We start from the raw sequence: 20,040 nt of genomic DNA on the forward strand, positions 1-20,040 counted from the left end.
CCCCTTTTTGTTTAGCCAGAGCAGCTGCTATCGCTCAAGTTTGCCTCTTCTGTAACTCCAGGCTTGTAGCTAAAGAGCAGCTGCACACGTCCATCTGGCAACTCCTCTTTTTCTATATCATAATTTTGCTCTATTTTATTGAGCAGTCCCATTGGCATTTTATGATTTATCATAATAAGTTTTGTATTGGGGTCTTTGACGAGTTTGAGTCCTGCCATTGCATTGACCATTGGTTCTGGCGGTCCGCAGCGAGAAGTATCAAAAGCGTAGTAAGTCACTCCATCCTTTTGGAATTTATAAAAATCTACCGTCGCTCCAGGAACCTCTACCTTTTGAGCATCTTGAGGAATTTCCATAGCAAATCCTTTCGGTTTTTTTTGGCTACATTGTAAATCTTTTGCCTTGCTCTTTCCTTGATTTGTATCAATTTTTCCTCCCTTTTACACTCATCTACTGCCTTTTCGACTCTCCTTCGCAGCTCTCTTGGCAAAGGAGGAGTAGCGGGAGCATATTTATAAGGATTGAGTTCTTGCAACAGTGCATCAAATTTGTGGCAGCTTGAGAGAATACGTGAGGCTTCATAGAGATCTTCGCGGGAGTGGATTTTGAAACTTTTGTACCTTTTTGGCAATAGCCGCACCCCAATCCATACTGCAATGATTAAAAAAATTAAGGCACACAGAGCCAAAAGCTCATGGTGAAAATCTGGCAATGCTATAAGTTCCATCACCGCCCTATAAAGAAGTTTTGCAGTTTTTCGTAGATATTATCGATATCGTAGATCTCCACCCAATCAATGCCATTTTGGACAAAGTGAGCATAGTTATTATCAAGGTGCTTTTGGATATTTTCTCCATACTTTCTGAGCTGACTCTTGCCAAGAAAGTAGTTTTTTGATTGGAGGGTTATCGTATCTACAGCTTCAACAGATTGTCCAAGATCTTTTCCCTTCTCTATACTATCGCGCGCCACTATTGCAACTACTTCATGCTTTTGTGCCAAAAGTGTGAGCTGGGTTGGATCTAAAAAATCTCCAAAGAGCAGTATCAAAGATCGCTCAGGCAAGCGATAGAAGAGATCTTTCTCATCAAATGTTGCCTTTTTACCTAATAGATCATAACTACTTATCTCTTTTGCAAACTGCTCTAGCGTGTAGATATTTGTTATAAATCTATGGTTATGAGCAAATCCTTGGAGATTTTCATTGAGATGCAGTGCACTATAGCCAACCAGCAAAAATGCTTCTAAAAGTGTCTCGATTTTGAGTCTTTTGGAGCCAAAATAGAGTGAGCCACTAAGCACGAAGACTCCTACAATATTGCGCAATAGCTCCTCTTGATAGATACGTATATAGGGCTTTTGATACTTTGCACTTGCAATCCAGTCTATACGTTTGGCATCTTCACCATAGTTGTATTCTCTTAGTTCCAAAAAGTCATATCCCTCACCGCCACTACGTGCGCTAAAGAGTCCGCTACTTTTACTAAAAACCTCTTTTTTGGTTTTGATAATGAGTGCATCGATCATGGAATAGGCACTTTTGTCAAAATCTCTTCAAGTAAATCGTCGCTTCTAAGACCTTTCGCTTTTGCTTCATAGCTAAGGATTATGCGGTGGCGAAGTACCGGTTTTGCTACTTCTAAAATCTCTTGGGGCGTCACATGAGAAGCTCCCTTCATATAGGCCTTGGCTTTTGCTGCACGCATCAAATCAATGCTTCCTCTTGGACTGCTCCCATGCATTATTTTTGGGTGTTCTCTCGTTGCAAAGACCATATCAAGAATGTAGCGCTTGAGGGCATCATCTATAAAAACCTTCATCGCCGCCTCTTTAGCCTGAAGAATCTCTTCTTTGCTTGCAACTCTCTCAAGACTCTTTGCAAACCCCTCTTCTGCACGCTGCAAGATAACAAACTCCTCATCTTTTGTATTGTAGCCAAGGAGCACCTTCATCATAAAACGATCTAGCTGTGCTTCTGGAAGATTGTATGTACCCTCTTGCTCTATTGGGTTTTGCGTCGCCATAACAACAAAAGGCTCATCTACTTTGTAGCTCTCCTCATCGATTGTCACTTGACGCTCCTGCATCACTTCCAAAAGCGCTGATTGCACCTTTGCAGGGGCTCTGTTGATCTCATCAGCCAAAAGCAAATTTGTAAAAACTGGTCCCTTTTTAATATGAAACTGCGCTTGTGCAGAATTATATATTTTGGCTCCGATAATATCGCTTGGCAAAAGATCTGGAGTAAACTGCACCCGTGAAAACTCAAGACCTACAACCTGTGCTAAAACCTTGATGGTTGTAGTCTTTGCAAGCCCTGGCATACCCTCAAGGAGCAGATGCCCTCCACTCAAAAGCGCAATAATCACACTATCGACCATCTCCTCTTGTCCAACGACAACCTTTTCTATTTCTCTTTTTATCTTTTCGACTATCTGCATTGTTTCAACCCTTTGAGAACTCTTTTTTTAATCTTTGCTACACTCTCACCACTTTGCAAGGCTCTCTTTTCATCTTCAAAACACTCCGGATACTTGACCACCAAGATTGCTAGGAGCTCTTTTGCGTCTTTTGCATTTTTGATCTCCTCTTTTTGACTATCGCGAAAATAGCGCATGATTATCCATGCACTCAAAAATCCTGCTATAAAGATTGCGATATACCCTAAAGCTGCAACTACTTTTTTATAAAAAGGCTCGATTGGTTTGGGGTAGGTCTCTTTGTCTACAAGATTTTTCGGTGGAGTCACAACTATTTTTTGTGTAGGCAAATTGATCGTATAAAAACTTTTATAATCATACCCCTTCAAATGTAAGCTGTTAATAGTAAATGGATGGTTCGCAATGATTGCGTAGCTGTAGCGATAATTTACATGGGCTCCATCTAGCTTGTAAACTATCTTTTCTTGCGGCTTATCAGTTAGAATTTTGACTCCCTCTATATCTACAAGCTTTGCAAACTTGGGAGGATACCCTTTGCCTTTGATGATAAAATTCACATAGACTGGCTCATAGGCTTTGACTGCTTTAGGATCAATACTGCGCTCAATTATAAACTTTCCAAATAGATTTGCCTTCACATCCTTGACATGCAAAAGAGTCGGATTGATTGCTATATCGTATACTTTTCCCTCGATCGGATTTGTCTGCTCATAGCCAGTGCCTAGGATATCTTTATGGATCTCCTCTACACTTGCTTTTTTGACTCTTAATGAGTAGCGCACCTGCACTTCACCTGGCTTGAGTGGAAAGAGCAGATAGTAAAATCTATAGACTCCCTCTTTGCTATCTTTTTTTAAAAAGTGCGTCTCATAAGCTGGTGAAGCAAGGGGCTTGAATTTGACCCATGTGATCTTTTGAAACTCCCTATCTTCATAAGCAAACTCTATGATTACCGGCTCTTTGATCGATGGCGTTGTAGTGCTTACATGAAGCGTGTGTGCACATGCAGCAATGATGATAAAGAGACTACCAAGGACGCTTCTCATCTATATATCCTCTATTGATCAACTCATATACCTTGGAACTCATTGGCATAGTCTCACCTCTCTTACTCAAAGCTCCTCCCTTTTGTTTCTTGCCACCCTTTGCCGCGCCACTTTGTACAGCGATATTCACATTGGCACTCCCAGCACTCTTACCACCATTCTTACTATTATTACCCCTTTTTGCCACCTGCTTTTGCTTACTAAAGGGGAGCAAGAGCTTCTTTTGGTTTTTTTTAAACACAAGCTGCTCTATTTTTTGCATAGTTTTTGGCTCTTGGCGCAACTGATATGCATGTATGTAGCTTTGAAGAGCATCTTCAAATTTACGCATCTTTTCATAGCAATATCCAAGATTGTAGTATATTTTGGCTTTTATATTCGTATCTGTTGTGTGGAGATGGCGAAAAATCTCAATAGCTCTTCTAATCTTACCTAATTTACACAATGCCACCCCTTGCAAGAAGCGACTCTCAAATGTTTTACTCTTTTGCAGATACTCTAGCGCTCTTTTATAATGCCCCATCTCAAGCTCTTTGTATCCTTTTTGCAAGGCAAACTCCTCTACAACTCCTGCATGCAGCGTGACAGCTAACAAAACAAAAAATGGCAATTTCTTGATTGTATCAAAGAGTGTCGTAGCAAACCAGATATAGAGCAAGAAGGCAACAAAGAGTGGAACAAAATAGAGCTCTACCTGCTTTTTGGTAGTCGTTTTTTGTAGTCTGCTCTCTATGAGATCGAATACCTTCTCTGCTTCATCTGGCTCTAAGTAGGTTCCAAGCTTTGTAAATGCTGGGTTGAGTCTTGAGATAACGAGCTTTCCTTCATATTTTAGATAGCCATTTTTTGTAGGAATGAGTGCACCCTCTTTTGTAGCAACTCCTATGCTAAATATGGTAATGTTATGCTGCTTTGCATATTCTTGCAGCACTTGCGGATCGCTAAACTCTCCCCCGTCACTCAATATAACAAGATTTTTCTTGCCTGCAAACTTGCCTATAAACTCCAAAAGTTTACCAAAGTCTGTCCCTTTGGTGAGTATTCCCTTCTCATCAATACTTTGCAATATCTGCAGCAGTGCCTCTTTGTCAGTTGTAGGAGGAGCTATGATGAGAGGATTGGAGGTAAAGATGAGGATTGACGTTGGAGATGGTGAGCGCTCAATAAGCTTGCTTGCTATATCTTTAGCTTTTTGGAGTCTATTTGGCTTGATATCTTGTGCTTGCATAGAGGCTGAAAAATCTAGTGCTATAAAGAGTGGTGTAGCACTTTTACTTGCAGCAAGCGGCTTGTTGATAACAGGTCTAGCTAAAGCGATAATTACAAGAACCAAAATCAAGGGAAGCCAAGAAGGATTCATACTCTTTGCTTCTATAATTATCTTTGGATTGAAGATTTGCGCAAATTTTGGCTCTTTGCTAAGTAGTAGCAGCAACAATGCTGGAACAATGAGCCACAAAACCCAGGGATAGAGAAAACTCATAGATATCTCTTTATTTGATAGAGTAGCATCAGAGCCAAAAATGCTATCACCCCTAGAAAAAGGGGCTGCATATCAATGTAGTTCTTGCTGCGCAGCTTGCTAGCCTCTAATTTGTCTATATCGGATAAAACCTCCTTGAGCGCATCAGGATCTTTAGCACTAAAACTCTTTCCTCCGCTCTCCTTGGCAATGCGCTCTAAGAGCTTTGCATCATACTCATCGCCTATGCCAACTGTATAGATCTTCGCACCTATCTTTTTGGCTGCAGCTACAGCTTGCTTGATGGAGACTCTTCCGCTATTTTGCATCCCATCAGTAAAGAGCAGTATCGCCTTTTTTTTGGCATGGCTTTTTTTGAGCATCTTTACTGCTTGCATAATAGCATCTCCGATAGCTGTGTTATTGCCAGCAAGTGAAAGATCAAGATAATTGAGTACAAATTGCAAAGCGCGCAAATCAAATGTAATAGGAGCTGCTGGATAGGCAAATGTCCCAAAGGCTACTATACCAACATTATCATCATAGCGGTGTGTTAAAAATGCTCTTACCATCTTTTTGAGAGTATCAAATTTGCTCTCTTTACCAAAATCTCCACCCATCGACCCGCTTGCATCTATTGCGATGACGAGATCTCTTCCTTTGTGATCACTCACACCCATGCTGCTATAGCCAATTGGTCCAGCTAGTGCTAATACAAATAAAAATGCAATAAACAGAGGCAAAAGATCTCTGCGTATAAATGAAGGAGGAAGAAGATCGGTGCGGGCGAAGTATATGCGCAGCTGCTCCCTTTTGCAGCGCACAAAACAGACAAGAAGCACCAATAGCACAAAGGCTGGAGGATACAAGAAGGCTACATGCATTACTCCATATCGCTCGCTAGCTTGAAGATATCGCCAAACTCATCCACAAAGCTCTTGCATCTATCACATATCATCTCACCACCTTTATAGGCAAAAGGCGTTTTACACTCCTGGCATATCTCAATGGTATGATGGATGAGCTCTTCTCCCCTATCAAACACATAGGTAACTAGATCGATCTGCTCTTTGTCGCTGATAGATTTTGGCTTGCAGATGTCGTTGCAGATATCGCAGTTGATACACTTTCCAGCTACAAACCAAATCCCTGCTCCATCGCCAGAGAAAAAGAGGGCATTTGTCGGACAAAACTGCACACAATCTCCACAGTTTGTGCAGCTCTCATCAATTGCTTTGTCTGCTAAAAATGAATAACGAGTACTTACAATCTTTTGTGGAATTTCCGTGATTTTGGATTTGAGTGCGTTTTTGAGTAGCATGCTCTTCATTGGAACGCGTTCAACTGCACTTTGCACATCAGCCACACTCTCTTCATTTACTACCTCTTTAGCTGCACCAAAAACTGCCTTGAAAAACCTCCTTCTATCTTCGCTAAAAGGCTGCTCTTCTATTGTTATTTCTACACCACATTCATCAAGAAAATCTTGCACTTCTTGCAAGCGAGCATTGATAGATTCGAGAGTTTTGTTCTCTGGATTGAGCACACATCCCTCACAGTGGGATCTATCAACTGCAAGTTTGCCATTGCGCAAAGCAATAGCAATGAAGTGTTCACTATCAAATGCACTCAGACACGGGATATCTTTTTTGCACGAAAGATGTGGCTGGTTTTTGAGCACGTAGTCATTTGGATTGAAAAAATCTAGGCTCAGTGCCTCTGTAGGGCAAACACCGATACAGACTGAGCAGTTGGTGCACTTATCAAAATCGACACTCAGTTTAACTCGATCAAAAAAGAATGCATCATGAGGGCAGATCTCCAAGCACTCCCTACAGTCACTATGAAAGTAATCTGTACGCAAACACTTGAGTACATCGTATGAAAAGAGTTCACCCTGCTGCTTATACTGCATCGCTTACTTCCTCTTTGAGCATCTCATAATCACTCAAAAGATAGTCAATTGTAAAATCACAGATATCTTTATAAAAAGGGGTCTGTGCAACATCTTGTATTGCTACAAGATATGGCGGCACCCAAGCGAGGATGTGCTGCTGCAAAAACTTCTTAGCAATTTTGTCTTCATTGCGATATGCAAGATTTTGCATGAATCCAAACTCGATAGCCAGATGATCTGGTGCCAAAATTTCAGTCTGGTTCATATCTATCTCATAGCCATTCTCAAAGTAGAAAAACATCACAGGATTTTGCAAACCCACGAGGATTTCACCAGTAGAATCGACCACTAGAGATTCAACAGGCTGGGAGTTTACAAGAAAAAGAGAACTATAGTCGATATTGAGTTCATCTTGAATTGTTTGGGTATCACTATTTTGAAAATAGTCAAGAGTATCGTTGCCTATTGTTACTAAAAGTTCGGGATTGTTTTTGAGATCTTCTATCTCTTTTTTGCCAAGTTCTTTGCTAAAGACGCGGGACAAAAATGCATAGACGAAAGCGCGTGCTTTATTATCCAATGTTACTCCTCTATGAGATATATGATTTGTGTATTGTAGCAGATAAAATCACATATCACATACAGTTACCGCCAAGAGGCGGTAAAGATTAGAGACAGCCTTTGAAGAAAGACTTTTTCGGTGGTGGTGGTGCTTTGAACTCAATAGCTTCAATTGTTTTGCCATCTCCTTCAAGTTTCCCAATGATAGTCACTTCATTACGGTTTGCTGCTTTTTCCAAAAGCTCGCTTACATGCACACCACTTGGCTTGATGTAGTAGATCTTCCCTTCATCGTGAACATAGAGAACCATTTTCATCTTCTCTGGCTCACCTGGTACCCAGTTGCGGTAGCAGCCTTCACTTCCGCAGTGATATGACTCAAGGCGGCAATCAGCGAAGAGGTCGTTTTTGGCACACCATTCAGTGGTCAAAAACCCCTTCTTTTCAAATTCACCTTTCTCTCCAGTACTAGCAAGCAGCATGCTAGCAGCCACAAGGGCTAAAAGCGCTATTTTTTTCATTTTGCAACCTCCGCTTTTTGTGTCTGCAGATATGCCACGATATCTTCTACAACTTTTTTATCAAGATAGTTGAATGGTGGCATAGTTGAAGTTCTGTTACCTTTATCATCCACTGTATACCATGCAAAGTTTGGATGAGCATTTCTATTATACCCAGGAACAATCACTGCATTTGGTTCAAGGATTGATTCTCTAATATATGCAGCTGTTGTTTGTCCGCCAATATTCTCTAAGCCTGGTGCCATGTAAAGAGGAGCATTTTGGAAGTTTCTGTCACGGTGACAGCTTGCACAATTAGTCTCAAACTCTTTCTTTCCATTAGCAACATCGCCTTTGGCTTTTTCTGTTACAACCTCTTCAAGAGTGCTGTTTTTTGCACCTGGAAGCTTCACAGCTATCCAACTTGAGAGCCTCTTGAGGCCATCTCTTTGCAACTCTTTACCATCCCAGACAGCAATTGCAACAGCAAGCTCATTTTTAGTAGGTTGAGAATAAGCATCTTTGACAGGTTTTACAACCATACCGCCCCACATAGATCTTTTCCCTACGTAGTGCATGTCAGTGCGCACTTTTGCAGAGCCATCTTTGATCTCTGTCATAGAGCGGAAACCTTCGCTTATAAATACTTTTTGGTATGGTCTCACGCCAAGTTTTTTGACCTCTTTTTCATACTTTTTAAGGTCTTTTCCAAAAGCATTCACATTGTGTTCATTGACTTGATGTGCTACATCGCCCTTGCCGTTTGGCTCATATACACCTTGGCCATACGCTTTACGAAGCACGATTTCAACTGGGCGACCATCACTTCCCATACCAATATATGGAAGTTTTTGTGGATCTTTCGCATTTGCTGCAAACTGCACAGCAAATCCATCTGGATAGATATCACTTTTATATCCTTTGAAGATATCTTTACTCTTATCTGGCCATCGCATAATGATTGCTACATCTTTCCCATCGGTAAATGCAGCAACTTGCACGATTTTCGCTTTTGCATCTTTATTGAGCTCAAGTGCCTTTTTATCGTTTAGCTTGATAGTTGACTGTGGATAGACAGCAACTGGAACAAATTTTGCATACTTGCGAATGAGCTTACTTCCGCATTTTACATTTTTGAGACTCTTAACTTTTACAGCCTTTACGATGTTATCTGCCATTGCCATGGAGGCAGCTAGGCTGAGAGCTGCCGCTACTGTTACTACTCTTCTCATGCGTGCACCTTAAAGTGAGATATTGAAGATGGTTTTGTATGCTTTCCAGCCACATATCTTTCATCAACTAATGGAAGAGGCTTCATACCTTTTTGTTTTGCCACTTCAACATAGTAGTTGTGATCGAGTCTGAACATATCTTGATGCTGATATGCAATCAAGATATCCATGAGTTCAGATTTTCCGGTTTTTTTACGCTTTTCACGCTCAGCTTTGATTGTTTTGATAGCTTCATGCACCGCTGGACCAAAAAGTTTTTCAAGCTCTTCCATAGGTACTCTCTCGCTACCTTCGATGATTTTGCCCTCTGCATCAAATTTTGGTGGCGAATCTACTGGCGGAACATAGTATACATTTGGCTGTGTTCCATAATCTGGTCTCAGTGGTAGCGCTACTTTATATTTGTGCACAAGTTTATATACTTGACTCTCCTCATCATCCAAAAATCCTACGAAGCGGATACGACCAACACAGCTTTGTGCACAAGCTGGTGGAAGACCTTGCTCAATTCTTGGGAAACAGAGGATACATTTTTCACTCTTAGAAATCTTTGGATTGAAATAGATCTTTTTATAAGGACATCCTGCAATACAGTAGCGGTATCCTTGACATCTATCAAGGTCAACGAGGACTACACCATCCTCTTCACGCTTGAATATCGCATCTCTTGGGCAAGCGCTCAAACATCCAGGATTTGAACAGTGGTTACAAATCCTTGGAAGATAGAAGAAGTAGTTGTCTCTTGGGAACTCACCAGCACCCTCATCTTCGTCCCAGTTTGGTCCCCATGTAGGGCTTTGATCTGGCCTAAAAGCAGGTTCTGGATTGTCGCTGAGGAGGTTTTGCTCAGCGAGTGAGTCATAATTGTAATCCCAAGGCACCCCGTAGTCAGCTTCAATATTTGGAATAATACCTGGCTGGAGATCTCCAGCCGCATCAAATCCACCCCCAAGCTCCATCCAGTTCTTTGGATAGCCAGCGCCGGGGTAGGTTTCTACGTTGTTCCAATACATATATTCGCGACCATTTCTGTTGGTCCATTGTGTTTTACATGCAACTGTACATGTTTGGCATCCGATACATTTGTTCAGATCCATTACCATTGCTAATTGTCTTTTAGACATGCCTCTCTCCTATTAATATGTAAACTTCGTAGATTTTTCTATATCAACTGCGCCATCATAGGCATACTGGTTACCATCCCAAAGACCGCCAAATTTCAAGTGTCCCCAACCATCGGCTAGCTCAAGAAGGTTGAGTGACATTGGAACTACTTCATTGTGCCCTTTATTGAAGAGATACTGATACGGCTCCCATCCATGCTCCATTACCAGTGTATCTGGTGCAACAGATGAGCTTACTTTTGCCATAGCGTAGAACTCTCCAAGCTCGTTGAAGATTCTGATGGTATCACCATCCTTGATACCCTTCATCTCAGCTATTTTTCTATTAACATGCACGTAAGGAACACCTCTTTGGAGTCTTTGCAGCGTTCTACTGTTTTTCCAGTTAGAATGGATTGACCATCGTGCGTGTGGTGTCATAAGCATGAAAGGATTCTTTTTGTTTTGTGGCGCTAGAGGTTTGAGCGCATAGTTTGTACCGTTTGTAAGCTTGAGATATGTAGGATGATCTACATAGAATGTTTGACGACCAGTGAGAGTCTCAAATCTTTCAAATTTGAAGAGTGTAAATTCTCCTGAATTGTATGGTCTATCTGCATAGAGTGGTGAGAGTTTTGCTGCTTTTTCATTAAGCTGCAAGAAACCACCCGCTGCATACATCTTTTCCATTGTCCAAGGCTTATACTGTTCACACTTCTCAAGAGCTGCTTCTACTGCGAGTTTATCAGTTCCAAGATATGGTTCCATTGCAGCTTCAGACTCTTCGTCAGTATTTGTGTACTCTTTGTAGAAGTTTGCTAGATCGCGATATCCAGTTCTAGCATATTTTTTACTATCAGGAACTTTTGCTTTCTCTTTATTGCCTGGTTTGTTTGCAATCTCTTCAAGTTTTTTCGCGATAAATGCAAACATACTCCACTCATCTTTTGCCTCACCAACAGGCTTCATATTGGCAATAGGCTGAGCAAGGTTTGTAAATCTATGATACCCGGGGCTTGTACGAATATCATATACTTCATAGTGGGATTTTGCTGGAAGCAAGATATCAGCAAACATTGCTGCTTCACTCATTTTATAGTCAACATATGCAAAGAATTTAGTTTTCTTGAGGAATGCTTTTCTGTACTCACTTCCTTTGTTACGTCTAAATTTAGAGTCTGCAACTATGATAGCAACTTCAGGTGTCCACCAAGGTTTATAGTAGAGCTCTTCCTCTGTTCTATCTTTTCCGTCTTCGCCAGCTTTGAGTGCTTCTTCAACTATTTTTATATACTCATCTTTACTGATTTTACCGCCGGTAGCTCGTTTAACATCTTCATTGCTGAAGTATTCTTTAAATGTTTTCATACCATCACCAAATACAAACTCACCCACAAATCCAGATCCAAAGCGTGGTTTGTACTTACCACCGAAGCCTGAGAGTGCACCAAGACCACTCAAGCTAAATTCGTTCTCAGTGTTAAGACCACCGTATGGCCCAAGGCGACCTGTAAGACCACAGATTGAAGCGATATTCCAGATGTTGAGAATACCGTTGTAGTATTTGTTGAGTGAGAAACCTGTTGTGATCTCTACAACTTTTGGTAGTGCGATATCTTTTGCAAGCTGGCGAACAGTATCAGGGTGAACGCCTGTGATATCTTTTGTCTTTTCTGGAGCAAACTGCTCTACATTTTTTTTCAGTTTTTCAAAAACTGTAGTAACTTTTACTTTTGATCCATCTTTGAGAGTTACCTCCCACTCTCCTTCAAGCTCTGGATCGATTCCAAACTCTCTAATATCAAGAGTCTTCTCTTTGCTTCCTTCACATCCTGGCATGAGGGCAATTTTGCCAGTTTTCTTGTTCATTGTATAGAACTCTTCTTCAAACGCCTCTTTTTCCTCTTCGTTTTTAGGCTCTTCTATATCGCTTCTGCGAAGAAGTTTGCCATTGTCTTCACGAACTAAGAATGGAAGGTCAGTGTAGATTTTCATAAAGCCTGGTTTGTACATTTTGTTTTTAATGATTTCATACATTACACTCATTGCCAAGAACTGGTCAGTACCAGGCTTAATTAGGGATCCAAAGATCTGCTGATTTAGCTGAACCGTTGAATTCTGGAGTAATAACGATTACTTTTGCACCGTTATATTTACCTTCCCATACAAAGTGTGCATCTGGAATTCTTGATACGCTTGGGTTCCCACCCCAAAATACTGCAGTATCTACTTGATACATGAAGTCATATGTACATCCAACGTTTCCTTCACCATATGCAACTGCAGCACCACTAAACATATCGCCAAGATATGAAGCTGGATAGATTCTGTATGCACCAAGTTGAGTAGAGAAGCGAAGAGGCGCACCACGTCTACCTTCAGTCAAAAGCCCGGTACCTGCATGCACCATAATGCGTCCCGGACCCTTTTTCGGATCTGTCATAGTATCAAAAATCTTTTGAGCAACAATTTGGGCTGCTTCATCCCAGCTAATTCTCTTCCATTTACCCTCACCTCTTTTACCTACTCTTTTCATAGGATAAAGGATGCGATCTTTTTCATACATTACTTGAGAGTGTTGGATACCTTTGTTACATCCACGTGGGTTAAAATCTGGAACTTTCGGATTGATGCGTGGATAGCGTGCACTCTGGTTCTCACGAGTAACAACACCGTTGTTTCCCCATACTTCCCAAGCACAGTTACCTTGACAGTTTACGCAGTGATATGCGTAGCCATGCTCCTCTTTGTTTCCATACGTAAACCCAAATTCATTACGATACATCTGCTCGGTGTAAGTAGTATTTGGGTAGTTGTTTTTACCATTTTCTACTTTTATTACATCTGTTTTTGCAAAAAGGCTTCCGCTGCTTGCAACAAGCGCTGCAGTAGCACCAGAAATCTTGAGAAAATCTCTTCTTTGCGTATTCATTCGCCCTCTCCTTATCGTCTAATAGGTAGATTCATATCGTTGCCCCACTCATCCCAGCTACCGCTATATACTTTTGCATTTGGATATCCAAGCAATTTAAGAGCTGTGATGATGTCAGATCCGCGTCCTGTACCGACTTGACAGTAAGCATAGATGGTTTTGTCTTTTGTAACACCATATTTTTTGAAAAGCTTTTCAAGCTCCTCTTTTGTTCTAAAGCTTTTGTGTCTTTTGAAATCTGTGATATTTTTCCACTCGATAAACTTAGCAGTCGGAACGTGTCCACCGCGTGCAACATTGTCCATTTTTCTCTCACCGATGATTTCGATCATGCTTCTTGTATCGATGATGACATATTTACTCTTATCACCATTTTTGAGGCGATCTTGTACTGCATGATATACCTCATCTTTGCCAGCTACCCAGCTAAGATCGATATGTTTTGGATCGATTTTATAGTGTTTGGGAGTGATTTTTGCTTCACTCTCAGGTGGCAAATATGCAAAGTGTCCGTTGCCAAGATCAACTTTTTTGATACCTCTTTGCACGATGAGTTTTGGCTCGAGTGCTTTCATCTGTGCTTTGAGCTCTTTATATTTTGCTTTGAGCTCTTTATATTTCGCCATATCACCAGCTTTTTTAGCTTTTTTGTAAGCTTTTTTGATCTTTCTTGACTCCTCTTTGAGCTGGTTATATTTTTGCTGATTTGGATCGAGTGCTTTTATCGCATCAACTCCACCATCGAGAACATATACTTTTTTGTGTCCGTAACTTTTGAAAAATGCCAAGACTCCAGTTGCGTTTGGCCCTCTCCAGTTATCGTATGCGATTATTGTAGTATCATTGTCGATACCGTGAGCACCTATATAGTGTTCAGCATCTTTTGGACACTGAAAGAGTGGTGCACAATGCATACGCCCCATAATATCTGAATGGTGCAAATGGTGTGCATACATATTGACTGAGCCTCTGATATGCCCGTTCTCAAAAGCAGTCTCACTATCCCCACTTACAAACATGACACCTGGCTTACCGATGAGCTTATACGCATCTTTTGCACTAATAGTTAATTTGTCTGCAAAAGAAGCGCCAGCCATCAACGCAAGCACCATAAGGGCTTGGATCAACCTCTTCATTAGGACTCCTTATAGAAAAGTTAATATGCATTTATACCCGAATTTACGGGTATTATGCAATCCTCTTCATTATAAAGATTTTACGATTAACCAAAACTTAATTCTCTATTCCTGCAAAATCTTCTGTGTTTATTTAAGTAAATCTCGATAATATTTTTTTGTTTCTCCGCCACAAATTTGCTATACATCAAAACAATTTATGTAATGTTCAAAAAAAAATGATATATAATTTTTGCTACCATAAATCAAAAAAGGATACCGATGCATCGTGATGAGGCTCTAGAAAAATTGGAAGATAAGAACTTGCCACTTGAAGAGGTCAAAGAGATCTTTGAAACCTTCCAAAACGATATGGAAGTAGTTGGAATGGTCGCGATGAACTTGAGTCTTCGCACAAGTGTATATGATAGAGAAAAAGGCAAAAGCCCTATTATGACTGAACTGCTTGTAGCTCTCAGTGAAGTTCCCGATATGGGTAGTAGATGGGCAGTTGCTAAAAATCCGCATACTCCTGCGCAAATTTTGCAAAAACTTGCTCGTGATGAAGTCAATCTTGTACGAGCTCTTGTAGCAACCAATCCAAATACTCCTACAGAGTGCCTCTACGATTTTTATGAGGATGAAAAGATTGTACGTGATGGGATAAGTGGTAACCCCAACGCTCCAGCTGAACTGCTAGAAAAGTTAGCAGCTGATAGTGATAAGTTAGTACGCCTGAGAGTTGCAGAAAATCCAGCAACACCAAAAGAGGTTTTGCAAAAGCTTGCTGAAGATGTAGATAAGGATGTAAGCAAAGCAGCACAAATTCGCCTAGAGGAGGAAGCATGAGTACAGGAATCTCTTTGCTAGAAAAGCAGATCTTAGCTCTACACTATAATGGTACATATATCACAAATTTCGACTTTAAAAAAGCGGGCGAAGAGATTGGTATAGAGGTGGATTTGGCTGATAGGGAGAAGATGCTCAAATACCTCCTCAAAAATGCAAATGAAGCTGGAAAAATGCCACAACTTGCTCAAGCTCTGGCAACTCTTATGCAAAAGCGCATAGCTACATATAATAAACTTCTAGAAAACTATCCCAACGCAAAAGATATAATCGTTCAATATATTCAAAAGACACGCAGTACTATCATGCTCTTACAACAACGCGCAAGGATGAATCCATATGAATAAGAAGCTCTTAGAAAAACTTCGTGCTGTCAAATACCCAGGACTAGATAAAAATATCGTAGAACTTCACACCATTGATAGCATCCAAGAAGATGGGAAGAATCTCACAATCACTCTCAATATCGCCAATCAAGAGGCTTTTCCTGTAATAGAAGGAGCTATTAAAGACCTACTTAGAGAGTATAATGTAGAGGTCAAGCTCAAAGCCCAACCAAAAAAGAGCATCAATTTCGGCTCAACAGCCAACCCAAACAATCGCGCACCTTATGCGAAAAATGTAATAGCAGTAACAAGTGGTAAAGGGGGTGTAGGCAAAAGTACAGTAAGCACCAACCTCTCTATCGCATTAGCACAAAAAGGGTACAAAGTAGGTCTCTTGGACGCAGATGTCTATGGTCCGGATATTCCCCGCATGGTAGGAGTGGAGCATGAGAAGCTTCGCTGGGGAGACAACGATAAAATCATCCCTAGTGAGAATTTTGGTATCAAAATTATGAGCGTAGGGCTTACTACACCAAGTCCTGATACACCACTTGTATGGCGAAGTAGCGTAGCAGTAAGTGCGCTCATTCAATTTTTGGAAGATGTAGATTGGGGAGAACTAGACTTTTTAGTCATAGATATGCCTCCAGGTACAGGTGATATCCAACTGACCATGGCACAAGAACTTCCAATCACAGCTGGAGTACTTGTCACTACTCCACAAATGGTAGCAGCTGATGATGTGAGTCGAGCAATCATGATGTTCAAAGATATTGGTGTGCATATCGGCGGACTTATAGAGAATATGAGCTATTTCGTTGCTCCAGATACTGGTAAACGCTACGATATCTTTGGCAAAGATGGGGGCAAAGCGCTAGCTATGCGCTACGATGTTCCATTTTTGGGGCAGATTCCTCTTGAGATGGATATCAGAGAGCTTAGCGACGAAGGAAAGCCTCCTGTAGCTCTTGGAAAAGAGAGACACAAAAGCTATTATCAACAAATTATTGACAATCTTTTTGCCTCTACAAATTTTAATCTATAGTATATAACTAATCTCAAAACGCAACTCATCAAAAGATGGATCGGGCTTGATCTGGCCTGTGATATCTTTGGTATCACTCTCGCCTACAGTATGTCCCAGGCGAAGTTTCACATAAAGTCCAGGATAGGCTGCAAATCGTTTGAGAAAATCGATTTCGAACGTATTGGCATCTGCCTGCACACCTCTCTTTTTATCATCAAAATCTTGTAAACTCACTCTTATCATGGTTTGTAGTTTTGGAACTATTGCCTGCAAATCATATTTTGCCTGGAGCATCCATGTAGAGGTATTTGCATACCAGTTATACTGTGCCATAGCCCTTGTGTAGCCGCCTGTTGGAAAACCACGCCAAGGATCGATAATATCAGCTTTATCAAGAGCATGTGAATATGCTAGCTGCATACTCCAAGCATCCTTTGTTGCTCCAACTTTTGCCATATAGAGTCCACCATCAACGTTATATGGATCTTTATATCCATCTCCTTCGCCTTTGAGATTTGCTACTGCAATCCCAAGCTTGCCAATATCCTTTGCGCCTAAATCTCTTTGTAACACAACTCTTGCTGAGGCAAATACTCTCCACTGCCCATATTTTTTGGTATATTTTGGCTCAACTGCGAAGAGGCCAAAGAGGTCAGGAACTACAGTAGTATTTATAACAAGAACGAGAGGATCGCATTTTGTAGTATACTCAGCAACTATGATCTTGTTATCTGTATCTTTGTGTGCTTTTTTGAGATTAACCCAACTAAGTGCGTGGTTTGATCCTGCATCATCATTTTCACGCCACTTTTCATAACCGCTTATTTGCCCATCACTATCTAGATCTTTTCCAAAAGTTATCACATCATGGAAAAAGGTCTTATCGCGAAGTTTTTGCTTTGTTAAATATCCAAACTTTAATCTACTTTTCTCATCTTTCCACTCATAGCTTATACCCTCAAAAGCATTGGGAATCATCTTTGAATCATTGGGCTTAATAAATATGCTATCAAAAAGAAAACGCCCAATTTGTACATCACTATTTTTGGTTTTATATCCAATGTAAGCTTCTGCAAGCACATCTATATTAAAACCCTCTCCTTTGGCCACCTTATAGCGGCAGAACATATCCTTACCAGATTTGACAAATGCGATTTTGCTTCTCTTCATATGCCAAGGATTGCGAGAAAAGTAATATCCTATGTGCGTATAAAAATTATTCCAAGATGGGGATTGGTATTGTAAACTTCCACCAAAACCCATTGCCCAGTTATCGACTCTTTTCGCTGTCTCTTTTTTCCAATCCCAGTGAATATAGTGAGAGCGGAGCCGTAGCGATAAGGAACCATATTTTTGATCAATGAGATTTGTTGAAGCTTGAAGGAGGGAAAAAGTAATAGTTGCGAGAAAAAAGAGTTTTTGCATTATGCCTCTTTTTTGCTCGCTATTATAGCGAATAAGCCGCTAAATGCGGCTTAATTTTTAGTATCTGTAGCGGAGATATACACGAATGTCTTGTGCTTTTTGCATTGCATTCATAGCTCTACCAAGTTGAGAGTCTACATCAACTGGTGCACTACCTGCTCCAAAAAATCCATTGCTTCCAGTATAATCATAATCCATATAAGTATAGCGAACCTGTGCAGTGAGTGCTTTACCTATTAAGTCTTTATTGATCCATACATCATATGCATTACCACGCGTAGCCATTTTGCTACCTGCAAGTGTATCTTCAGCATATGTCATACTTCTCCAATATTTGCTACCGTGATTGTATTCAAGACCCATTCTTGTACCACTAATAAGTGCATCAAGTGGGAAGTTAACGCCCGCATAGATAGAGTTACCAGTTTTATTTTCTCCTGGTGCTGCTCCAATATATCCCATTTGTGGATGATAAAAGCCTTGCATTTGGTTATTACCTTTAGGATCAGTCTTACTCCATGCAAAGCTCACGAATGCATTTGTATCATCGAGAAAATCATTGATTCCATCGCCAATTCCTTGAGCAAGAAGGCTAATAGCCGCTCCGTAATAATCACCAACTTGTGCAAAATATGGAGTTTGCGCCATTACCATACCTGGCATATTCCATGCTTTGAATGCTGTTGTATGGACTGAGTATTGGCCATCATCATATGGAACGAAGATAAAACCAAAAAGATCTGTATGGTTCCAACCATTTGCTTTTCTATAGTTGCCAGGAGCTTGGTTCGCTATCATGATATCATCAGTATTGTATCCTGGAACAAGATTATAGTATCTTGTATGAGCGTTTGTCATACCGCGACCCATACAGAGTTTGAAATACATTCCAGGTACTCCAACAGCATCTCCGAGTTTGAACTTGAAGCTTGCACCATCAAACTCTGTATTGATAATATGTCCAAGAGGAGATTTGGGATCTTGATCTTCACGGTAGTTTATGAGCAGACCATCTGTTGCAGGTCTACGACCAAGGCTTGCTGTCCAAGGAATGCCGCTTCCCAAGAAGCTATCACCAAGATAGAGCCAATATGCTTCTTTTACACGAAGCTCTCCTGCTGGATTTGGTGTCTCATTGACAATCCAGTCAAAATAGTTAAATCCTTGATTAACTCTTGCAAGCTGTCCATACATTTTATAGTAGCTCAAAAGTCCTTTGAAGACAAGATTACTTGTAGGAGCAAAACCCATTCCAAGCCAGAGTCTATTGGTGAAGATTTGATTCCAGTTGTTTGTGTTACAATCAGGACATGCATTTTTATAGCCTATTACATCGTATGCAGTTCTAAAATCTACATTCCATTTGATATTATCGCCAGCATCATGCGCTTTTACTTCACGAATCTGCTTTTTAAGTGCAGCAATATTGATTTTTGATTGTGCCTCTTTAAGTTCAGCGATTTGTGCTTTAAGTTGCTCAAGTTCTGCTCTTAAATCATCACTTGAAGTAGCTGGCCCACCACTTGCAAAACTAACTGTTGCCATTGCAGCTACTGCTGATAGTGCAATAAACTTTTTCATGTATACTCCTTGATTTTGCTTAAAATTTAGCATCATGTCATTATAATGGAAACAAAGTTAAAGTAGTCTTAAGATTTTGAATGTTGAATTAATGGTTTTTATAATAGGAGATTATAGAAGAATAAAGCGGACAGACATAAAGTTGCCCGCTATATATTAACAGCTTGGAACTTCACCGCTGTCGCTAGCATATTTGTATGCAAAGTCATAAACATGGTTGAGTTGAGAAGCGTTGAGATACCCTTTTTTATATTTAGGGCAGAGTTTTTGAATCTCATCTTCAAACTTACCTTCCTCTTTGAGCTCTTCCCACTCATCCTGTGTATGCTTTGCAGCAAATTTTGCACCATTGAATCCACACACTTTTTTGAGTTTCTTTTGGTAGATTCTTTGACCCTTGCTTGCATCTGCAAATGCTGCAGTGCTTATGAAACTTGCACCAAGAATTGCTGCGAAGATTAGACTCGCGATTCTTTTCATCGAATACTCCTTATTGATTTATTGAAGCAATATTATAGCGAGAAATTACTAATTTAAGTTTAA

At 40.5% G+C, this 20,040-nt stretch carries 21 protein-coding genes; 3 read left to right on the forward strand and 18 right to left on the reverse strand.

The genetic code is table 11. The features are described 5' to 3' along the window. Nucleotides 1-11: 11 nt before the first annotated feature. From JG734_RS09040 to JG734_RS09110, 15 genes are all read right to left on the reverse strand, one after another. Nucleotides 12-356 carry a hypothetical protein gene (locus JG734_RS09040; protein ID WP_201332966.1) on the reverse strand — a complete coding sequence of 115 codons (345 nt, stop codon included), beginning with the start codon at nt 354-356 and terminating at the stop codon, nt 12-14. Beyond that, nucleotides 326-727, reverse strand: coding sequence for a hypothetical protein (locus JG734_RS09045; RefSeq protein ID WP_201332967.1), 402 nt, complete (start codon nt 725-727; stop codon nt 326-328). The genes JG734_RS09040 and JG734_RS09045 overlap by 31 nt, the downstream gene beginning before the upstream one ends. Beyond that, entirely contained in the window at nt 727-1,527 is an 801-nt protein-coding gene (locus JG734_RS09050) for a DUF58 domain-containing protein (RefSeq protein ID WP_201332968.1), read from the reverse strand. Before JG734_RS09050 ends, JG734_RS09045 begins: the two co-directional genes overlap by 1 nt. Then, complete coding sequence (locus JG734_RS09055; protein WP_201332969.1) at nt 1,524-2,441, reverse strand: MoxR family ATPase; 918 nt, start codon at nt 2,439-2,441, stop codon at nt 1,524-1,526. Before JG734_RS09055 ends, JG734_RS09050 begins: the two co-directional genes overlap by 4 nt. Beyond that, nucleotides 2,432-3,487 carry a hypothetical protein gene (locus tag JG734_RS09060; protein WP_201332970.1) on the reverse strand — a complete coding sequence of 352 codons (1,056 nt, stop codon included), beginning with the start codon at nt 3,485-3,487 and terminating at the stop codon, nt 2,432-2,434. Before JG734_RS09060 ends, JG734_RS09055 begins: the two co-directional genes overlap by 10 nt. Next, nucleotides 3,468-4,970, reverse strand: a complete 1,503-nt coding sequence (locus JG734_RS09065; RefSeq protein WP_201332971.1) for a VWA domain-containing protein — start codon at nt 4,968-4,970, stop codon at nt 3,468-3,470. Before JG734_RS09065 ends, JG734_RS09060 begins: the two co-directional genes overlap by 20 nt. Next, entirely contained in the window at nt 4,967-5,833 is an 867-nt protein-coding gene (locus JG734_RS09070) for a VWA domain-containing protein (RefSeq protein WP_201332972.1), read from the reverse strand. The genes JG734_RS09065 and JG734_RS09070 overlap by 4 nt, the downstream gene beginning before the upstream one ends. Continuing rightward, a complete protein-coding gene (locus tag JG734_RS09075; protein WP_201332973.1) occupies nt 5,833-6,864 on the reverse strand; it encodes a 4Fe-4S binding protein in 1,032 nt (343 codons plus the stop codon). Before JG734_RS09075 ends, JG734_RS09070 begins: the two co-directional genes overlap by 1 nt. Then, nucleotides 6,854-7,426 carry a molecular chaperone gene (locus JG734_RS09080; RefSeq protein ID WP_201332974.1) on the reverse strand — a complete coding sequence of 191 codons (573 nt, stop codon included), beginning with the start codon at nt 7,424-7,426 and terminating at the stop codon, nt 6,854-6,856. Before JG734_RS09080 ends, JG734_RS09075 begins: the two co-directional genes overlap by 11 nt. An 88-nt stretch (nt 7,427-7,514) precedes the next feature. Next, nucleotides 7,515-7,928, reverse strand: a complete 414-nt coding sequence (locus tag JG734_RS09085) for a hypothetical protein (protein ID WP_201332975.1) — start codon at nt 7,926-7,928, stop codon at nt 7,515-7,517. Beyond that, a complete protein-coding gene (locus JG734_RS09090) occupies nt 7,925-9,139 on the reverse strand; it encodes an ethylbenzene dehydrogenase-related protein (RefSeq protein ID WP_201332976.1) in 1,215 nt (404 codons plus the stop codon). Before JG734_RS09090 ends, JG734_RS09085 begins: the two co-directional genes overlap by 4 nt. Then, entirely contained in the window at nt 9,136-10,263 is a 1,128-nt protein-coding gene (locus tag JG734_RS09095; RefSeq protein WP_201332977.1) for a 4Fe-4S dicluster domain-containing protein, read from the reverse strand. Before JG734_RS09095 ends, JG734_RS09090 begins: the two co-directional genes overlap by 4 nt. Before the next feature lie 12 nt (nt 10,264-10,275). After that, nucleotides 10,276-12,279: a molybdopterin dinucleotide binding domain-containing protein gene (locus tag JG734_RS09500; RefSeq protein WP_201332978.1), complete on the reverse strand. Its 2,004-nt coding sequence runs from the start codon at nt 12,277-12,279 to the stop codon at nt 10,276-10,278. A gap of 34 nt (nt 12,280-12,313) precedes the next feature. Next, nucleotides 12,314-13,174: a molybdopterin-dependent oxidoreductase gene (locus JG734_RS09505; RefSeq protein ID WP_201332979.1), complete on the reverse strand. Its 861-nt coding sequence runs from the start codon at nt 13,172-13,174 to the stop codon at nt 12,314-12,316. Nucleotides 13,175-13,185: 11 nt separating this feature from the next. After that, nucleotides 13,186-14,310, reverse strand: a complete 1,125-nt coding sequence (locus JG734_RS09110) for a sulfurtransferase (protein WP_201332980.1) — start codon at nt 14,308-14,310, stop codon at nt 13,186-13,188. Between the two features lie 261 nt (nt 14,311-14,571). On the opposite strand from JG734_RS09110, the gene JG734_RS09115 reads away from it, so the two are divergent. The 3 genes from JG734_RS09115 to JG734_RS09125 are packed head-to-tail and all read left to right on the forward strand — an operon-like array spanning nt 14,572 to nt 16,509. Further along, complete coding sequence (locus tag JG734_RS09115; protein WP_201332981.1) at nt 14,572-15,138, forward strand: hypothetical protein; 567 nt, start codon at nt 14,572-14,574, stop codon at nt 15,136-15,138. Next, nucleotides 15,135-15,485 carry a hypothetical protein gene (locus JG734_RS09120; protein WP_201332982.1) on the forward strand — a complete coding sequence of 117 codons (351 nt, stop codon included), beginning with the start codon at nt 15,135-15,137 and terminating at the stop codon, nt 15,483-15,485. Before JG734_RS09115 ends, JG734_RS09120 begins: the two co-directional genes overlap by 4 nt. Then, nucleotides 15,478-16,509: an Mrp/NBP35 family ATP-binding protein gene (locus JG734_RS09125; protein WP_236586932.1), complete on the forward strand. Its 1,032-nt coding sequence runs from the start codon at nt 15,478-15,480 to the stop codon at nt 16,507-16,509. The genes JG734_RS09120 and JG734_RS09125 overlap by 8 nt, the downstream gene beginning before the upstream one ends. Here JG734_RS09125 and JG734_RS09130 read toward each other — a convergent pair. From JG734_RS09130 to JG734_RS09140, 3 genes are all read right to left on the reverse strand, one after another. After that, on the reverse strand, nt 16,504-17,916 hold the full coding sequence (locus JG734_RS09130) for a hypothetical protein (protein WP_201332983.1): 1,413 nt from the start codon (nt 17,914-17,916) through the stop codon (nt 16,504-16,506). The two genes, JG734_RS09125 and JG734_RS09130, sit on opposite strands and share 6 nt — an antisense overlap. A gap of 57 nt (nt 17,917-17,973) precedes the next feature. Then, the gene (locus JG734_RS09135; RefSeq protein ID WP_201332984.1) at nt 17,974-19,497 is read right to left on the reverse strand and encodes a DUF3373 family protein; all 1,524 of its coding nucleotides are present in this window, start codon (nt 19,495-19,497) and stop codon (nt 17,974-17,976) included. 156 nt (nt 19,498-19,653) lie between these two features. Then, nucleotides 19,654-19,977, reverse strand: a complete 324-nt coding sequence (locus JG734_RS09140; RefSeq protein ID WP_201332985.1) for a cytochrome C — start codon at nt 19,975-19,977, stop codon at nt 19,654-19,656. Nucleotides 19,978-20,040 lie beyond the last annotated feature (63 nt).

This window comes from Nitratiruptor sp. YY09-18 (genome assembly GCF_016593235.1).
GTDB lineage: Bacteria > Campylobacterota > Campylobacteria > Campylobacterales > Nitratiruptoraceae > Nitratiruptor.